Source organism: Cellulosimicrobium sp. JZ28, from assembly GCF_015327065.1.
In the GTDB taxonomy this organism is placed as follows: domain Bacteria; phylum Actinomycetota; class Actinomycetes; order Actinomycetales; family Cellulomonadaceae; genus Cellulosimicrobium; species Cellulosimicrobium funkei.
Genome location: NZ_CP017660.1, coordinates 4,286,502 through 4,303,333, shown reverse-complemented (window position 1 = coordinate 4,303,333; position 16,832 = coordinate 4,286,502). Strand labels below are relative to the sequence as shown.

Annotated in this window: 13 protein-coding genes; 6 read left to right on the top strand and 7 right to left on the bottom strand. The window is 76.4% G+C overall.

Features of this window, described 5'->3' with window-relative positions; genetic code table 11:
* Positions 1-21: 21 nt before the first annotated feature.
* Complete coding sequence (locus tag BJP59_RS19250) at positions 22-2,340, top strand: heavy metal translocating P-type ATPase (protein ID WP_194521785.1); 2,319 nt, start codon at positions 22-24, stop codon at positions 2,338-2,340.
* A 38-nt stretch (positions 2,341-2,378) separates the two neighbouring features.
* Entirely contained in the window at positions 2,379-2,666 is a 288-nt protein-coding gene (locus tag BJP59_RS19245) for a hypothetical protein (RefSeq protein ID WP_194523157.1), read from the top strand.
* A 112-nt stretch (positions 2,667-2,778) separates the two neighbouring features.
* On the opposite strand, the gene BJP59_RS19240 is transcribed toward BJP59_RS19245, so the two are convergent.
* From BJP59_RS19240 to BJP59_RS19225, 4 genes are all read right to left on the bottom strand, one after another.
* Positions 2,779-3,039 (bottom strand): hypothetical protein, encoded by a 261-nt coding sequence (locus BJP59_RS19240; protein ID WP_228485195.1) that lies wholly within the window; start codon positions 3,037-3,039, stop codon positions 2,779-2,781.
* 122 nt (positions 3,040-3,161) lie between these two features.
* Entirely contained in the window at positions 3,162-4,250 is a 1,089-nt protein-coding gene (locus tag BJP59_RS19235) for a hypothetical protein (protein WP_194521784.1), read from the bottom strand.
* Positions 4,251-4,356: 106 nt separating this feature from the next.
* Positions 4,357-6,786 (bottom strand): YhgE/Pip domain-containing protein, encoded by a 2,430-nt coding sequence (locus BJP59_RS19230; protein ID WP_194521783.1) that lies wholly within the window; start codon positions 6,784-6,786, stop codon positions 4,357-4,359.
* On the bottom strand, positions 6,783-9,890 hold the full coding sequence (locus tag BJP59_RS19225; protein ID WP_194521782.1) for an MMPL family transporter: 3,108 nt from the start codon (positions 9,888-9,890) through the stop codon (positions 6,783-6,785). The genes BJP59_RS19230 and BJP59_RS19225 overlap by 4 nt, the downstream gene beginning before the upstream one ends.
* Before the next feature lie 129 nt (positions 9,891-10,019).
* On the opposite strand from BJP59_RS19225, the gene BJP59_RS20080 reads away from it, so the two are divergent.
* The gene (locus tag BJP59_RS20080; RefSeq protein ID WP_228485194.1) at positions 10,020-10,721 is read left to right on the top strand and encodes a TetR/AcrR family transcriptional regulator; all 702 of its coding nucleotides are present in this window, start codon (positions 10,020-10,022) and stop codon (positions 10,719-10,721) included.
* Positions 10,722-10,762: 41 nt separating this feature from the next.
* Complete coding sequence (locus BJP59_RS19215; RefSeq protein ID WP_074804981.1) at positions 10,763-11,128, top strand: VOC family protein; 366 nt, start codon at positions 10,763-10,765, stop codon at positions 11,126-11,128.
* A 10-nt stretch (positions 11,129-11,138) separates the two neighbouring features.
* On the opposite strand, the gene BJP59_RS20075 is transcribed toward BJP59_RS19215, so the two are convergent.
* Positions 11,139-12,044 (bottom strand): helix-turn-helix transcriptional regulator, encoded by a 906-nt coding sequence (locus BJP59_RS20075; protein WP_228485193.1) that lies wholly within the window; start codon positions 12,042-12,044, stop codon positions 11,139-11,141.
* Positions 12,045-12,094: 50 nt separating this feature from the next.
* Here BJP59_RS20075 and BJP59_RS19200 point away from each other — a divergent pair, with 50 nt between their 5' ends.
* Positions 12,095-12,832 (top strand): alpha/beta fold hydrolase, encoded by a 738-nt coding sequence (locus BJP59_RS19200; protein ID WP_194521781.1) that lies wholly within the window; start codon positions 12,095-12,097, stop codon positions 12,830-12,832.
* 130 nt (positions 12,833-12,962) lie between these two features.
* On the top strand, positions 12,963-13,169 hold the full coding sequence (locus BJP59_RS19195; protein WP_061267027.1) for a hypothetical protein: 207 nt from the start codon (positions 12,963-12,965) through the stop codon (positions 13,167-13,169).
* Positions 13,170-13,248: 79 nt separating this feature from the next.
* Here BJP59_RS19195 and BJP59_RS19190 read toward each other — a convergent pair whose 3' ends face one another.
* Positions 13,249-15,612, bottom strand: coding sequence for a prolyl oligopeptidase family serine peptidase (locus BJP59_RS19190; protein WP_442861556.1), 2,364 nt, complete (start codon positions 15,610-15,612; stop codon positions 13,249-13,251).
* A gap of 139 nt (positions 15,613-15,751) precedes the next feature.
* Positions 15,752-16,693, bottom strand: a complete 942-nt coding sequence (locus tag BJP59_RS19185; RefSeq protein ID WP_194521780.1) for a type IV toxin-antitoxin system AbiEi family antitoxin domain-containing protein — start codon at positions 16,691-16,693, stop codon at positions 15,752-15,754.
* Positions 16,694-16,832 lie beyond the last annotated feature (139 nt).

Sequence of the window (16,832 nt, the reverse complement as noted above, 5' to 3'; positions counted from 1 at the left end):
CCCGGCCGGAAGGAGAACCTCATGACGGCATCGGCTGCCCCGTCGCCGGGGACGTTCGTCGAGCTCGAGATCGGGGGGATGACCTGCGCCTCGTGCGCCATGCGGATCGAGAAGAAGCTCAACCGGCTCGACGGCGTCACCGCGACCGTGAACTACGCGACCGAGAAGGCGAAGGTCACCGTCCCGGACGGCGTCGACACGGCCACGCTCATCGCGGAGGTCGAGAAGACGGGCTACACGGCGCAGGTCCCGCGCGCCGAGGCCCCCACCTCCGAAGAGGACGCGGGGACGGACGCGGACGACCCCGAGCTCACCGCGCTGCGGCACCGGCTGATCGGCGCCGTCGTGCTGTCGGTCCCGGTCATCGCCATGGCGATGGTCCCCGCGCTCCAGTTCACGTACTGGCAGTGGGCGAGCCTCGTGCTCACCGCGCCCGTCGTGGTGTGGGCGGCGTGGCCGTTCCACCGCGCCGCGTGGACCAACCTGCGCCACGGCGCGGCCACCATGGACACCCTGATCTCCGTCGGGACCAGCGCCGCGTTCCTCTGGTCGCTGTACGCGCTCTTCCTCGGCACGGCCGGGGAGCCGGGCATGACGCACCCGTTCACGCTCTCGGTCGCCCGGACCGACGGCGCGGCGAACATCTACCTCGAGGTCGCCGCGGGCGTCACGACGTTCATCCTCGCGGGCCGCTACTTCGAGAAGCGGTCCAAGCGGCAGGCGGGCGCCGCGCTGCGCGCCCTGCTCGAGCTCGGCGCGAAGGACGTCGCGGTGCTGCGCGACGGCGCGGAGACCCGCATCCCGATCACCGACCTCGCCGTGGGCGACGAGTTCGTCGTGCGCCCGGGCGAGAAGATCGCGACGGACGGCACGGTCGTGGCCGGCACGTCCGCCGTCGACGCCTCGATGCTCACGGGCGAGTCCGTGCCCGTCGAGGTCGGGGAGGGCGACGCCGTCACCGGGGCGACCGTCAACGCCGGCGGGCGGCTCGTCGTGCGCGCGACGCGCGTCGGCGGCGACACCCAGCTCGCGCAGATGGCGCGCCTCGTCGAGGACGCGCAGTCCGGCAAGGCGCAGGTCCAGCGCCTCGCCGACCGGGTCTCCGCGATCTTCGTCCCCATCGCCATCGCGATCGCCGTCGGCGCGCTGGGCGCGTGGCTCGGGGCGGGCGCCCCGGCCTCGGCGGCGTTCACCGCCGCCGTCGCGGTCCTCATCATCGCGTGCCCGTGCGCCCTGGGCCTCGCGACCCCGACGGCGCTGCTCGTCGGGACGGGACGCGGCGCGCAGATGGGCGTCCTCATCAAGGGGCCGGAGGTCCTGGAGTCGACGCGCTCCGTGGACACCGTCGTGCTCGACAAGACGGGCACCGTGACGACGGGCGTCATGACGCTCACCGACGTCGTCACCGGGACGGGCACCGACCGCGCGGAGCTCCTGCGCCTCGCGGGCGCGCTCGAGGACGCCTCCGAGCACCCCGTCGCCCGGGCGATCGCCCGCGGCGCGGTCCAGGAGGTCGGCCCGCTGCCCGTGCCCACGGAGTTCACCAACGTCGAGGGCAAGGGCGTGCAGGGCGTCGTGGACGGGCACGCCGTGCTCGTCGGCCGCGAGTCGCTCCTCGCCGAGTGGGCGCAGCACCTCCCGCGCGAGCTCGCCGACGCCAAGGCGCGCGCCGAGGAGCAGGGCGGCACGGCCGTCGTCGTCGGCTGGGACGGGCAGGCCCGCGGCATCCTCGTGGTGGCCGACGCGGTCAAGCCCACGAGCGCCGAGGCGATCCGTCAGCTCCGCGCCCTCGGCCTCACCCCGGTGCTCCTCACCGGGGACAACGCGACCGTCGCGCGACGGATCGCGGCCGAGGTCGGCATCGACGAGGTGATCGCGGAGGTCATGCCGCGCGACAAGGTCGACGTCGTCAGCCGGCTCCAGGGCGAGGGCAAGGTCGTCGCGATGGTCGGCGACGGCGTGAACGACGCCGCCGCGCTGGCCCAGGCGGACCTGGGCCTCGCCATGGGGACGGGCACGGACGTCGCGATCGAGGCCGCCGACATCACGCTCGTGCGGGGCGACCTCCGCTCCGCGGCCGACGCGATCCGGCTCGCGCGCCGGACGCTCGGGACGATCAAGGTGAACCTCTTCTGGGCCTTCGCCTACAACGTCGCCGCGATCCCGCTCGCCGCGCTCGGCCTGCTCAACCCCATGCTCGCCGGCGCCGCGATGGCGTTCTCGAGCGTCTTCGTGGTGGGCAACAGCCTGAGGCTGCGCTCGTTCTCCAGCCGCGCGACCGGCACGCAGCCCGGCACGCCCGCCCCGACCGCGCCGACGGCCCGGCTCGCCGGCGTCTGACCCCGACCCCGACTGACGACCCTCCAGGAGGACCCCGTATGTGCCAGCACCACGACGACACGCACCCCGGCCACGACGACCACCCGCACGACGCGGCGCACCACCACGCGCCCGCGACCGCCGCGGGGGTCGCGCCTGCGACGGGTGAGGCGGCGGACGACGACCTCGCCGAGTGCCCCGTGATGCGCGGGAGCATGGTCGCCAAGGCCCACGCCGAGGCGGCCGGGCTCGTGCGCGACCACGAGGGCGTGCGCTACTGGCTGTGCTGCTCGTCGTGCGGCCCGCTGTTCGACGCCGACCCGGCACGGTACGCGCGCGCCGCCTGACCGCACGGATCACCGGCCGCGCGTCGTCCCGGCGCCCTCGTGCCCGGTGCCGCACCCTCCCGGTGCGGTGCCGGGCACGCGTCGTGCGACGGACGGGTCGTGCGGCAGAGGCTCAGGCGCGCGACGCCGTCACGTCGCCGACGACGCGCACCTCCACGTCGACGCCGTCCACGGTCTCGGGGACCGCGACGTCGTCGGACGTCACGTTCACGCGCAGCAGCCAGTCGTCGCCGACGCCGGACGTCCCCGCACCGCGCACCGGGGCGCCGGTCAGATCGGCGCGCGCGATGCCGACGCCGGTCACGCCGTCGAGGCCCGCGAGCTCGTCGCGCAGCGCGGCCTTGGCCTCCCGGGCTCGTTCGAGGGTCGCCACGGCAACCACCTCCCGCACCCATTGTGCGCCCGACGGCGGCCGGAAGGCAGGGCCGAGCGTCCCGCCCCCGAGGGGTCGGGCGAGCAGACCCGTCCGGACGGCCCGGGCAGCGTCGCGCCGGCTCAGCCGAGCAGCGTCGCACCCAGCCGATCGAGCACGGTCCCGATCGGGTTGCAGTACGTGAGCCCCGTGCCGTTCGCGCCGCCGGTCTCCGACCCCGCGAACAGCAGCCCCAGCGCCACGCCGTCCTCGCGGTACACCAGCGACCCGGAGTCGCCGCCGCGCGAGAAGGGCCCGTCTCCCGTGGACTCGACCTCGATCTGGTCGTCGAAGCGCAGCGCGCCGAGCCCGTCGCCGTACCCGACGACGACGTCGTCGAGCTCGATCGCCGTGACCCGGCCCGCGGTGACGCCCGTGGTCCGGCCCGACTTGCCCACGACCTCACCGCCCAGCGCGACCGCCGTCGTCGTGATCCGGCCGACCGGGTACTCCGGGTCGACCTCCGGGTCGTCGAGCAGCGCGACCGCAGCGTCCACGGTCTGGGTGACCCCCGCCTCCAGCGGAACCAGCCCGGCGAGGGTGCCCACGCGGTCGTCGGGCGCGCGACCGCCGTCGGCCGGGCCGGGCTGCACGACGACGTCCCCCACCCGCGCGGCCGGCGAGCCGACGAGCACGTGCCAGTTGGACAGCGCGTAGACCGAGGCCTCGTCGGCGCCGTCGACCGCGGGCGGCGCGACGCGCACGAACGCCCCGAGCGTCCCTGCGGTGACGTCGACGTGCGCGACGGAGACCCCGGGCCGCAGCGGCCGGACGCGGCCCGTCTCGCCGGTCGCGTACGCGGTGACGACGGGCGGGCGCACGCCCGGGCCGTCGCCGCGGGCACGCCCGGCGCCCGGCGCGGCGGCGAGCGGACGGATGCGTCCCGTGCGCCGCACGTCCACCGTGTCGCCCGCCTCCGAGGCGACCTTGCGCGCGATGCTGCGCGCGGTGGGCACCCCGAGGCGGTACCGGACCGCGATCGCGTACCCGCCGTCGTCGTGCGGGGCGAGCCCGATCGCGAGCGTGGGGGCGCGCACCGCCTCCGCGGCGTCGGGCACGTCGCGCGCCTCGATCGCCGTGTCCGACCGGCCCGGCAGGCCCGACCGCTCGGCGAGCTCGCGCGCGTAGTCCGCGAGCTGCGACTTGATCTCCCGTGCCTTCTGCTGGTCCATCGGTGCACCGTCCCCTCGCCCGGCGGACGGCTCCCGCCGCCCGCGTCCTGCCGAGCGAGTCTGGCGGCAGCCGCCCACACGCGCACCGCGGCGCGCCGCACCCGCGTCAGGCGCGCAGGAGCTGCTCCACCCGGACGGACCGGCGGCGCGCGACGACGAGCGTCGTCACCGCGACGGACACGAGGCCCCACAGGACCAGGGCCACGGCGTCGCCCGCTCCCCCGGCCGCGCCGGGGTCGACGATCGACGTGAGCAGGCGGGGCGCCGAGCCCACCGGCAGGACGTCCCGCAGGCTCGTGAGCGCGGCCGGGACGGTCGCGACGATGCCGGTCGCGACGAGCAGCACCGCGACGAGCAGGCCGATCGCGCGCCCCACGTTCCCGAGGAGCGCGGCGAGCGCCTGGTTGAGCGCGACGAACACGACCGACGCGAGCGCCCCGGACGCGAGCAGACCGATCCAGCCGCCCACGCTCGCCCCCTCGACCGCGGCGAGCACGCCGCCGACCACGAGACCGGTCGCCGCGGCGATCCCGGCCGGGAGCGCGAGGGCCGCGAGCGCGAGCCGGCCGGGGCCGCGCGTCGACCCGAGGAGCCGTGCCGGGACCGGCGGGAACGCGACGAAGATCGCGAGCGCGCCCAGCCACAGCGCGAGCACCGCGAACAGCGGGCCGGTCGAGCCGGTCCCGAGGTCGTCGACGCCGGGCGCGGCCACGGGGTCGGCCACGACGCTCGCGAGGTTCTCGCGCTCCGCGTCGGTGTACGAGGGGATCTGCCCGGTCGCCTCGCCCAGACCGTCGGCGAGGTCGGACGTGCCGCCCGCGAGCTGCCCGACGCCGCCCGCGAGGTCGCCCGCGCCCGTCGCCAGCTCCTGGGTGCCGGTCGCGAGCTGGTCCGCGCCGGTCCCGAGGGCGCCGACGCCGTCGGCGAGCCGGACGGCGCCGCTGCCGAGCGCCCCGACCCCGGCGGCCAGGCCGTCGGCCCCGGTGGACAGCTGGCCCGCGCCGCCGGAGAGCTGCGCCGCGCCGTCCGCGACCTGGTCCGCCCCGGGCGCGAGCTGCCCGAGCCCGGCGGAGAGCGCGGCCGCGCCCTGGGCCACGCCGGCGGCCCCGGTCGACGCCTGCGCCGCGCCCGCGGCGAGGTCGTCGGCACCCGTGGCGAGCCGGTCGACGCCCGCCGCGAGCGCGTACAGGCCGGTCGGGGCGCCACCCTGGCCCGACGGCGAGCCCGCCAGAGCCTCGTTCCCCGCGGCGACGCCCGCCGCGCCCGCGGCGAGCGGGCGCAGCGCGGCGAGCTGCTGGTCGAGCGCCTGGCACGTCGGGCTCGCCGGGTCCTGCGCGCACCCGGCAGCGACCTTCTGCTGCTCGAGACCGGCGACGACCTGCGCGAGGCCGCCCGCCACGTCGCGCGAGCCCGTCGCGAGCGCGGTCGCGGTCTCCGGGAGCGACCGGCCCGTCGACGTGCCGTCGGGCAGCCGCACGTCCGCGATCGAGGCGTCGAGCGCGCCGAGCCCGCTCGCGAGGTCCGACGCCCCGGTGGACAGCGCACCCACGCCGCCCGCGAGGCTCTGCGCCCCGGAGGCCAGCTGCCCCGCGCCCGCGGCGCTCTGGCCGACGCCGTCCGCCACCTGCCGCGACCCCGCGGCAAGACCCTGGGCGCCGCTCGCGACGCCCTGCGCGCCCGACGCGAGCTGGTCCGCGCCGCTGCCGAGCTCCCCGACCCCGGCGGCCAGGCCGTCGGCGCCCGTGCCGAGCTCGCCGACGCCGGACGCGAGCGCGCCCGCCCCGGTGGCGACCTCGCCCGCGCCCGACGCGAGCTGCGTCGCCCCGTCGCTCGCCTGGGCGGCGCCGTCGGCGAGCTGGTCCGCGCCGTCGGCCGCCTCGCCGAGCTGGTCGTGGAGCGTCGTGAAGCCGGTGAGGACGCCGTCCACGTAGTTCTCGGTGAGCGTCGTGCCGAGCACCGACGTCGCGGTCGTGGTGACGATGCGCGCGAGCGCCTCGTCGACGACCCGCCCGCCGGGCGTCGTCTCGACGGACAGCGTGGCCTGCGTCGCGGCCGACGGGTCGCCGCCGAACGACGTGGCCGCCGCGGAGAAGTTCTCCGGGATCGTCACCACGGCCGCGTACGTGCCGTCGGCGAGCCCGGCCGCGGCGTCGTCCGCGTCGGTGATGACCCAGTCGTAGTTCGTCGTCCCCGGGTCGGGCTGCACGGCGACCGCGCCGGTGTCGGTCGAGGCGGCGCCGCCGCTGACGAGCCCGGCGGTGAGCTGCCGGCCGAGCGGGACGGTCTGGCCGTCCACCTCGACCGGCTCGTCGAGGTTCACGACCGCGGCCTTGACCGTGTCCAGCCGCTCCTGCGGGTTCCACAGCGCCCACAGGAGCAGGCCGAGGACGGCGAGCGGCAGCGCGACCGCGGCGGCCACGGTCCACGCGCGCCGGGCGTCGACGCGGCGGGGACGCGCCCCACCGGTCGTTGCCCCTGGGGACGTCGGGTCGGCGGTCGGGTCGGTCGGGACCGGCTCGGGCGGGAAGACGCTCATGCGGGCACCTCCTCGGTGCGCGGGCCGACGACGGGCGCGGCGGGGACGGTGCGGTCAGGGTCGTGCGGGTCGTGCAGGTCGAGCACGGGCGTCCCGGGCGGGGCGAGGTCCGTGGGTGCCGGGCCGACGGCGCCGAGCACCACCGCCGTGCCGCGCCCCGCCGCGTCGGCGAGCACCTCGGCCAGCGCGGCCCGCTCGGCGGGCGACGTGACGGCGTCGGTCCCGACGACGGCCAGGAGCCGGGGCCGCTCGCGCAGGACCGCGGCGACGCTCGCCGCCGCCGGCACGCGGTGCGCCGCGGGCGCCGGGGCGTCTCCGGGGAGCGCGGCGACGTCCGCCGCGAGGTCCACGAGCGCGACGCGGCGCCGCACGGTCAGCGCACGCTCCGGCAGCACCAGGCCCGTGACCTTGAGCGCCCCGCTCGTCGGGCGCAGGCGCCCCGCGAGCGCCAGCACGACCCCGGACACCGCCGCGGGCGACTCCCCGTGCACGACGAGCGACCCGCCGTCGGGCACCCGGACCGTGACCGGCTCGGCCAGCGGGCCGCGCGCGCCGGCGACGACGAGGTCGTGCGCGACGACCGCGTCCGTGCTGCCCGGCTCCGGCCAGTCCGCGAGCGCGAGCTCCTTCGACAGCCCCTCGCCCTCGACGTCGAACGACGGCAGCACCCGGTCGAGCCAGCGCGGCATCCACCACGCCTTGTCGCCGAGCAGGGCGAGCACGGCCGGGACGAGCGTCATGCGCACGACGAACGCGTCGACGAGCACGCCGACCGCGAGGCCGAGCGCGATGGGTTTGAGGCTCATGTCGCCCTCGGGCACGAACGCCACGAACACGGCGAACATGATGACCGCGGCCGCGGTGACGACCTTCGCCGACGCCTGGAACCCGGTGAAGATCGACCGCCGGGCCTGCCCCGAGTGCACGTAGTCCTCGCGGATGCGCGCCACGAGGAACACCTCGTAGTCCATCGCGAGGCCGAACAGCACGCCCATGAGGACGATCGGCATGAACGAGATGACCGGCCCGAGCCGTGTCACGTGCAGCGCGTCCGCGAGGAACCCGTGCTCGAACACGAGCGTGACGACGCCGAACGCCGCGCCGACCGAGAACAGGTAGCCGAGCGTCGCCTTGATCGGCACCGCGACCGACCGGAACACCATCGTCAGCAGCACGAGGGACAGGCCGACGACGACGAACGCGAACGGCAGCAGCGCCGCTCCGAGCTTCGCCGAGACGTCGATCCCGACCGCCGTGAAGCCCGTGACCGCGAGGTCGACGCCGTACTCGTCGAGGAAGTGGTCGTGCTGCGCGCGGATCTCCGTGACGAGGTCCTTCGTCTCCTCCGAGTCCGGCGCGCCGGTCGGGACGACCTGCACGATGCCCGTGTCCGCCGTGAGGTTGGGCGTCGCGAGCGGCACGTCCGCGACGCCCGGGAGGTCCGCGATCTCGTCGCCCAGGTCGTTCATGAGACCGACGGGGTCCGTCGACGTGACGATCGTGCCCGTGACGATGAGCGGCCCGTTGAAGCCCGGGCCGAAGTGCTCCGACACCAGGTCGTACGTGACGCGCGCCTGGTTGTCCTCGGGCAGCGTCCCCGCGTCGGGAAGCGCGAGCTGCAGGTCGCGCGCCGGCAGCGTGAGCAGCACGATCGCGGCGACGACGAGCCCGATGGTCAGCAGCGGGATCCGCGTGACGGCGCGCACCCACCCCGCGAAGAACCGGTTGCGGTGCGCGGTCGTGGTCGGGTCGGAGTCGTCCCGGGTCGGGTCGGAGAGGTCCCTGGTCGGGTCCGCGGTGGGGGCGCCCTCGGTGCTCGGGGCTGCCGCGCCGTCACCCTGGTCGTCCGGGCGGGGGTTCACGAGCGCGGCTTGACGCCCTCTCGCATCCGAGGCCGCCCCCACCGCTCGTCCGGTCCGTCGCCCGCGCGACCCGGTCGCCCCGGTCGCCTCGGTCGCCCCGGTCGCCCCGGTCGCCCCGGTCGCCCCGGTCGCCCCGGTCGCCCCGGTCGCCCCGGTCGACCTTCCGCTGTCCGCTCCCGCGGCCGCACGCCGTCGCCCACGCCCGCGACGGCGCGGCGCCTTGGGGCGGAGGCGCTCGCCCGCGAAGCCCAGCATGGCGGGCAGCAGCGTGATCGAGACGAGGACGGCGAGCCCGACCCCGACGGCGGCGGCGACGCCCATGACGGTGAGGAACGGGATGCCGGCGACGCCGAGGCCGACGAGCGCGATCATGACGGTGAGGCCCGCGAAGATGACGGCCGAGCCGGCGGTCGCGACGGCCCGCGCCGTGGCCTCCTCGACGCTGAGGCCGGTCGCGAGCTCGTCGCGCTGCCGGGACACGATGAACAGCGCGTAGTCGATGCCGACGGCGAGGCCGAGCATCACGGCGAGCATCGGGGTCGTGGAGTTGATCTGCGCGACGGCGGTCGCGGCGAACAGGAGCCCCATGCTCACGCCGACCCCGACGACGGCGTTGAGGAGCGGCAGCCCGGCCGCGACGAACGAGCCGAACGTGAGCACGAGCACGACGAGCGCGACGAGGAGGCCGAGCGCCTCGGTGACGGTGAGGGTCGGGAACTCGGTGCTGAAGAGCTGCCCGCCGAGCGCGGCCTGCGCGCCGTCGGGCAGGGCCGCGGCGAGGTCGTCGACGACGTCGCCGAGCGCGTCCTTCGTGGCGTCGGTGACCTCGCTCTGGCCCTCGTCGAGCTGGACGGTCATGAGGGTCGCGACGTCGTCGTCGCTGACGGACGCCGGCATGGTGTCGTCGTAGGGGGAGGTGACGGCGGCGACGCCGTCGACGTCGCCGAGCGCGGTGACGGCGTCCTCCACGGGGCCGCGGACGGCGTCGTCCTCGATGGTCGAGCCGTCAGGAGCGACGACGACGACCTGCGCGGACGCCCCGCTGACCTGCGGGAACGTGGCGGCGAGACGGTCGAGCGCGGCCTGCGACTCGGTGCCGGGGATGGTCACCTCGTCGTCGAGGCCCTGGCCGACGAGCCCGGCGAGCCCTCCGGCCAGCACGAGGATGCCGATCCAGGCCACGAGGACGAGCCGGCGCGCCCCGACCGCCCAACGGCCGAGCGAGTACAGCGCTGAGGACACGAGCGGCCTCCCGGGGAGAGTGCAGACGGATTCGAGGATACGCCGCTGTATCCGATGCGCGAACGTATCGGATACACTCGTGCATCGCAAGGCCGCCCGGTTCGGGCGGCGCCGTCCGACAGTGGGAGCATGTCCGGCGTGACGACGGACCTCGACCCGACCCGAGTCGACCGCGCGGAGAGCGACGCGCCGCTCTCGCGGCGCCGCGAGCGCACGCGCGAGCGCCTGCTCGACGCCGCCTACGGCCTCTTCGCCGAGCACGGCATCAACGGCACCTCGATCGAGGCGGTGTGCGAGGCCGCGGGCTTCACCCGCGGCGCGTTCTACTCGAACTTCGAGTCGAAGGAGTCGCTGTTCCTCGCCCTCACGGAGCGCGAGATCCGGACGCGCATGCGCAACCTCGAGGCCGCCGTCGAGCACCTGCCCGACGACCCGGTCCGCGACGGCGTCATCGCGCCCGACACGATCGCCGCGATCGTCGCGGCCGTCATGGCCGACCCGCGCGACGAGCGCCGCTGGTGCCTCATGAGCGCGGAGCTCGAGCTGCTCGCGCTGCGCGACCCGCAGGTCGCGGCGCGGTTCGCGGAGCAGGAGGAGTCCTTCCGCGCCGAGCTCGCGGGCATCCTCACCCGCGTGCTCACCGAGGTCGGCATGCGGTTCGCGATCGACCCGGCCGCCGCGACGCGCGTGCTCATCAGCGCGTACACGTGCGCCGCGCGCGACGCGTTCCTCAGCCCCGCGGGCGACGACGCCGTGCAGCGCGCCCAGAGCGCGGACTGGCTCCCGGCGCTCGTCGGCCGGCTCGTCGAGCCGCTGCCCGCCGCGGACTGAGAACCGCCCCCGGTGTGGGTGGCGCACGTCACACTGGCGGCATGACACTCACCTTCAGCGGCGCCGTGGTCGACTGCGCCGACCCCGCCGTCGTGGCGGACTTCTGGCAGGCCGCGCTCGGGTGGACGGGGCGCGAGACCGGGCCGCACGGCGAGGCCGTGCTCTTCCCGCGCGACGGCGAGACGATCCTCGGGCCGCCGAGCCTCGTCTTCCAGCGCGTCCCCGAGGGCAAGACGGTGAAGAACCGCCTCCACCTCGACTTCTCGTCGTCGACCCAGGCCGCCGACGTCGCACGGCTCGAAGGGCTCGGCGCACGCCGCGTCGACGTCGGGCAGGGCGAGCACGAGACGTTCGTCGTCCTGGCGGACGTCGAGGGCAACGAGTTCTGCGTCCTGCGGGGCGACTGACCCCTCCGCGTCAGGCGGGGCCGGGGCGGTACACCGCGGCCGAGCCCGGGGGCGGCTCCCCCACGTCCGCGACGGGGCGCGGGTCGTACGCCTCCGCGGTGAGGTCCGCGCGCTCGACGCGCGAGAGCCGGAACCAGCGGATCGCCTCGCGCGTGCGGCACCACGCGACGAGGTACCAGCGGCCGTCGGTGTGCGCGAGCAGCACGGGCTCGACGCGACGCGTCGACGTCGCCCCGCGCCCGTCCCGGTACCGGATCGCCAGCACGCGCCCGCCCGCGATCGACTGCTCGACCGCGCGCAGCACCCCGAGGTGGGTCCGCGCGCGCCCGACGACGTCACCCCGGCCCGGCGGGGTCGTGTCGCCGTACGGCTCTCCCGGGTGGACGGCGGCGGGCGGGACGGCGTCGGGCGGGCTCGCGGGCGGGACGGCGTCGGCCGGGGCGGCGGGCGGGCCTGCTGCGGGCGGGACGGCGTCGGGCGGGCTCGCGGGCGGGACGGCGTCGGGCCGGTCCGGGTCCGGCACGGCGTGACGGACCCACACGCGCGCGGCGAGCGCCTCGGCCCGTGCGCGGTCGCCCGCGCCGAGCGCGTCCCACACCTTGCCGCGGGCGGCGAGGGCGTCGACCGCGAACGGGCTCCCGGGCGGGAGCGTCGCGAGCGCGACGGCCACGGCGACGGCCTGGCCGGGCGTGAAGTTCACCGGCGGGAGCGACGCGCTCGGGTCGAGCACGTACCCGCCCCCGGGCCCCGCCTGCGCCCAGATCGTGAGCCCGGCCTGCTGGAGCGCGGCGACGTCGCGCTTGATCGTCCGCTCGCTCACCTCGAGCGCCGCGGCGAGGCGCGGCCCCGTCGTGCCCGTCCGGCCCGCGCGGCGCAGCTCCTCCGCGAGCGCGTAGAGGCGCTCCGTCCTGTTCACCCCAGAATGGTGACAGACAGGTGTCACCGACACCCTGCGAGGGTGGCTGCATGAGCACCCACGGAACGCCCGAGCAGCCCGTCCACGTCGTCCTCGTCCCCGGCTTCTGGCTGGGCGCGTGGGCCTGGGACGACGTCGTCCCCCACCTCGAGGCCGCCGGCCTCGTCCCCCACCCGGTGACCTTGCCGGGCCTGGAGCCCGGCGCGACCGCGGCCGACCGCGCGCACGTCACGCGCGCGGACCACGTCGCCGCGGTCACGGATCTCGTGGACGGGCTCGACGGCCGCGTCGTGCTCGTGGGGCACAGCGGCGGCGGGCCGGTCGTGCAGGAGGCCCTCGACCGGGACCCCGCGCGCATCGAGCGCGTCGTCTACGTCGACACGGGCCCGCTCGTCGACGGCGCGGCGCTGTCGCCGGGCCTCCCGGCCGACGCCGCGGAGGTCCCGCTCCCGACGTGGGAGGAGCTCGCCGAGGCCGGGTCGAGCCTCGACGGGCTGGACGAGGCCGCGCTGGCGCGGTTCCGCGAGCGGGCGGTGGCCACCCCGGGACCCGTCGCGCGGGGGGCGGTGCGGGTGTCGGACCCTGGTCGCCTGAAGGTGCCCGCGACCGCCGTGTGCTCGTCGATCCCGTCCGCCGTCCTCGCCGAGATGGCGCACCCGGGGCCGCCCCTGCACACCGAGCTGGGCGAGGTCGAGGACGTCACCTACGTCGACCTCCCGACCGGCCACTGGCCGATGCTCTCGCGCCCCCGGGACCTCGCGGCCGTGATCGTCGACGCCGTCTCCTGACCCCCGGGTGAGACATCGTGCACGTTCCGGAAAAAAGTCTCCGAAGTCGCGTCACAGACGGAGACTTCTGCCGTCTCCTCGTGTGGACGGCCGACCGGCCGCCGCAGAACGACGGACGACGAGACGGACCATGCACGACACCCTGCCCTCCGCCCCCTCGCGCACCGAGGTGCGCACCGCCCTGCTCTGGGCGCTCGAGAACGACCGCGACGCGCTCCTCGAGCACCGCGAGACGACCCAGCACTGCCTGTGGGCGGCCGCGCGCGGCGCCGCCGACCGGCGCCTCGTGCGGCGCTGGCGCGCGGCGGCCGCAGGGCTCCCGTCGACCGTCGCCTGACGGCGGTTGCCTGACGCCGGTCAGCTGACGCTGGTCGGTGGGAGCCCTGCGGGCCGCCGCCCGCGGGCGGCGGCCCCGGTCAGCCGAGCGTCGTCGGCAGCGCGGCGTCGCCCTCGCCCGGGGCGGCCCCCAGCACGTGCTCCGCGAGGAAGGCCAGCACCACCTGGTACCAGACCTTCGCGTGCTGCGGCTGGAGGATCCAGTGGTTCTCGTCCGGGTAGAAGAGGAACCGGTGCACCGTGTCGCCGTCCGGGCCGGCGGGCAGCCCGGACGACGCGAGCAGCTCGTACCAGAGCCGCAGACCCTCGCCGATCGGCACGCGGTAGTCCTTGTCGCCGTGGATGACGAGCATCGGCGTCACGATGTCCTGGACGAACCGGTGCGGGCTGTTCTCCAGCGCCATCTCGTCCGTCATCTCGCGCGCCCAGTAGTACGCGTGGTCGGTCGTCGGGCCGAACTGGTCGAGCGCCCACAGGCTCGCGTGCGTGACGATCGCGCGGAAGCGGTCCGTGTGGCCCGCGACCCAGTTCGCCATGTACCCGCCGAAGGACCCGCCCATCGCGGCCGTCCGGGTCGCGTCGATCTCCGGGCGTGCCTCCACGGCGTCCGTGATCGCGAGCAGGTCCGTGTACGGGGCCTTGCCCCACGCGCCCCACCCGCGCTGCACGAAGTCCTGCCCGTACCCGGTCGACAGCGCCGGGTCCGGCAGCAGCACCGCGTAGCCCTGCGCGACCATCAGCCACGGGTTCCAGCGCCAGCTCCACGCGTTCCACGACCCGAGCGGGCCGCCGTGGATCCACAGCAGCAGCGGTGCCGGGTCCTCCGCGGACGCACCGTGCGGCAGCGCGAGCCAGCCCCGCACGCGCACGTCGTCCCCCGCCGCCGTCTCGACGTCGACGAGCGTGCCCGGCAGGTCGGGCGTCGCGACCGGGCCGCGCAGCGGCGTCGCGGGCACCGGCGTGCGGCCGCCCGGCGTGCCGGAGTCGAGGAACGCCCCGAGGTCGACGCGCACCGGGTGCGCCGGCTCCAGGTAGCTCGTCCGCAGCGCGTAGAGCGTCCGGCCGCCGGGCGCGACCTGCACGTCCGTGAACGTCGCGTCGTCGCTCGTCACACGCTCCGCCGTGCCGTGCTCGGCCGCGCCGTTGCCCGCGGGGTCGAAGGGGACGAGGAAGACCGGGCCGCGGCCGTCGTCGTCCGCGGTGACGAGCAGGCCCGAGCCGTCGGGCAGCCAGCGCAGCGACGTCGGCCAGCGGTCCCAGTGCGGCACGAGCGTGCGCGGCGACGCGTGGTTCTCGGCGCGCGTCGTCGCCGAGTCGTCGTGGCCCTCCGCGGTCCCGGCGGGCCCGTCCGGCGCGTGCAGCGGCACGACGGCGAGGCTCTCCTCCGGCGCCTGGTGCGGCGTCGAGATGGTCTCGCGCACGAACGCGACCCACGCGCCGTCAGGCGAGATGCGGGGCGAGTGCGCCTCCGCGCGCGGCTCGTCGACGAGCGTGCGGCGCGCGCCCGTCGCCGTGTCGATCGCGACGAGCGTGCTGCGCACCTGCGGGCCGGGGCCCGGCACCTGCCACGTCGTGACGAGTGTCGTGCCGTCGGCGGACAGGTCCGCCGAGTGCTCGTGCAGCGCGCGCCCCGGCGCCGTGCCGTCGTGCCCGACGCCGCGGCTCACGTCGCGAAGGTCGAGCAGCCGCGCGTCGTGCTCGGCGGCGGAGTTCTCCCCGGCAGTGCCCTGCGTCCCTGCGGCGTGCGGCGCGGCGGCGAGCGGCGCGGTGCTGCCCGAGCCCGCCGGCGCGTCGGTCGGGGCGGTCGGAGCCGGGAGGGGCTGCGCGGGCGCGTCGACCAGTGTCGTGAGGTCGCCGACGAACCGGTGCGCCTCGTCGGGACCGCGGTCGTGGTCCCACTGCCGCACCGGGTAGGCGCTGTGCAGGATCGCCGCGACCTTCGCGTCCTTGCGCGCCGACCGGAGCTCGGCGTCGTGCGCGAGGTCGCGCGCGCTCGGCAGCACCGACGCCGCGACCGACACGACCGGCGCGTCCGTCGCCGCGAGCGGCCCGCTCACGCCCGCGGGCGCCGTGGCGACCACGCGCGCCTCCCCGCCCGACGCCGGCAGCAGCCACAGCGCCGCCGTCGCGTCGTCGTCGGCGCCGCCGTCCGGGTCGGGCCGCGCCGACGTGAACAGCACGTCGCCCGCGCCGGTGAACGTCGCGCTCGACTCGCCCTTCGTGCTGCGCGTCAGCCGACGCGCGGGCGCCTGGCCCGCCGGGTCGACCTCCCACAGCGCCGCCCGGTACCCGGTGCGCTGCGGGTCGAGCGTCTGGACGGTCGTGACGAGGCGCGTCCCGTCGGGCGAGAGCGCGAGGCCCCCGACGCGCGGGATCGCGAGATATCGGTCGAGATCGTGGAACGGTCCCACGGTCGGGTCGGGTGTACCGGGCGTGCCAGCCAGATTGCTCACCCGTACGTCCTATCACGCCCCTCCCCCGGAAACGGGCTCCCGCCGAACACGGGGTCCGAGACCGGAATCCGCGGATTCGGGTCGCCATCCCCGTTCTCAACGGTCGCCTTTCCCGTGTTCGGGCCCTCTGTCACGCGGGGAGGGCGCCGCGGTGGCCGAGGAACGTTCGTACCGCGGGGCCGACGCCGCCCGGCACGTCGCGACCCGTGAACCGGAGGAGCTCGATCGCGCCCGAGGCGGCGAGACGGTTCTGGCGCGTGCGGTCGGCGTACACGGCCTGGGGGTCGGAGTGCACGTCCGCTCCGTCCATCTCCGCCACCAGCCACCGCCCGCCACCGAGGCGCCAACCCATGTCTCCCCGCGCGACGACGCGACCGTCCGCGTCGAGCACCGGCAGCTGGAGCACGTCGGGCGGCACGCCCGCATCCACGCAGTCGAGCCGCCCGAAGGACTCCAACGGCGACTCCGCGCGGCCGTCTGCCATTCCCCAGAGCGCGTGCGTGGCGGCGACGCCACGACGCCCTCGTGCCAGGTCGTGCGCCCTCGCGAGCCCGTCGGGGTCGGTCGACCGCCGGTGCAGCGCGGAGTCCAGGACGGCCAGCGCGTGCGCGCGAGGCAGCTCGGGCACCGCCTGGGCGAGGGCGCGCTCGACGGTCGCTACGGCTCGCCCACCGATCTGGACGGTCGTCATCCCGTCGTCGAACTGCCGCAGGCGGATGCCGTCACGCGTGGTGCGGTCGCTCGCACGGGGCAGGGCGACCTCCGGGGCGACCCCGACGGGGATCCCCTGCACGCCGTGCAGCACGAGCGCCGTCGTACCGACGGCGATGGCCTCCGGGCCGAACGCGAGCAGGCCCGCCCACGCCGATCTCCGCCGTCGATCGTCCCAGTTCCGGCGCTGACCGGCCGGCGGCCGGACGTCGTAGACACCACGCGTGACGCGCGCCCAGGCACCCGAGTCGACGCGACGACGAGCGACGCGCGAGGAGACCCCTGCGGCGAGCAGCTGGTCGATCGACACGAGCCCGGCCTGCGCAGCGACGAGCCGGTCCAGCTCCGGAGAGAACGCCATGGCCGGCATGGCACCACGACACCCTCGTCCACTGCGGCACGAGCCTTCGCCCCCTGTGGACACCCGGCCCGGCACCGACCCTGTGCACAACAAGAGTCGCCCCCCATCACCGCCCCGCGAGCACGCGATCAGCGACCGA

What these genes read in the sequence shown, in the direction of transcription:
- BJP59_RS19200 (WP_194521781.1), top strand. Translation starts at nt 12,095, where the DNA reads ATGAGCACCCACGGAACGCCCGAGCAGCCCGTCCACGTCGTCCTCGTC.
- BJP59_RS20080 (WP_228485194.1), top strand. Translation starts at nt 10,020, where the DNA reads ATGTCCGGCGTGACGACGGACCTCGACCCGACCCGAGTCGACCGCGCG.
- BJP59_RS19215 (WP_074804981.1), top strand. Translation starts at nt 10,763, where the DNA reads ATGACACTCACCTTCAGCGGCGCCGTGGTCGACTGCGCCGACCCCGCC.
- BJP59_RS19230 (WP_194521783.1), bottom strand. Translation starts at nt 6,786, where the DNA reads ATGAGCGTCTTCCCGCCCGAGCCGGTCCCGACCGACCCGACCGCCGAC.
- BJP59_RS19235 (WP_194521784.1), bottom strand. Translation starts at nt 4,250, where the DNA reads ATGGACCAGCAGAAGGCACGGGAGATCAAGTCGCAGCTCGCGGACTAC.
- BJP59_RS19185 (WP_194521780.1), bottom strand. Translation starts at nt 16,693, where the DNA reads ATGGCGTTCTCTCCGGAGCTGGACCGGCTCGTCGCTGCGCAGGCCGGG.
- BJP59_RS19250 (WP_194521785.1), top strand. Translation starts at nt 22, where the DNA reads ATGACGGCATCGGCTGCCCCGTCGCCGGGGACGTTCGTCGAGCTCGAG.
- BJP59_RS19245 (WP_194523157.1), top strand. Translation starts at nt 2,379, where the DNA reads ATGTGCCAGCACCACGACGACACGCACCCCGGCCACGACGACCACCCG.
- BJP59_RS19195 (WP_061267027.1), top strand. Translation starts at nt 12,963, where the DNA reads ATGCACGACACCCTGCCCTCCGCCCCCTCGCGCACCGAGGTGCGCACC.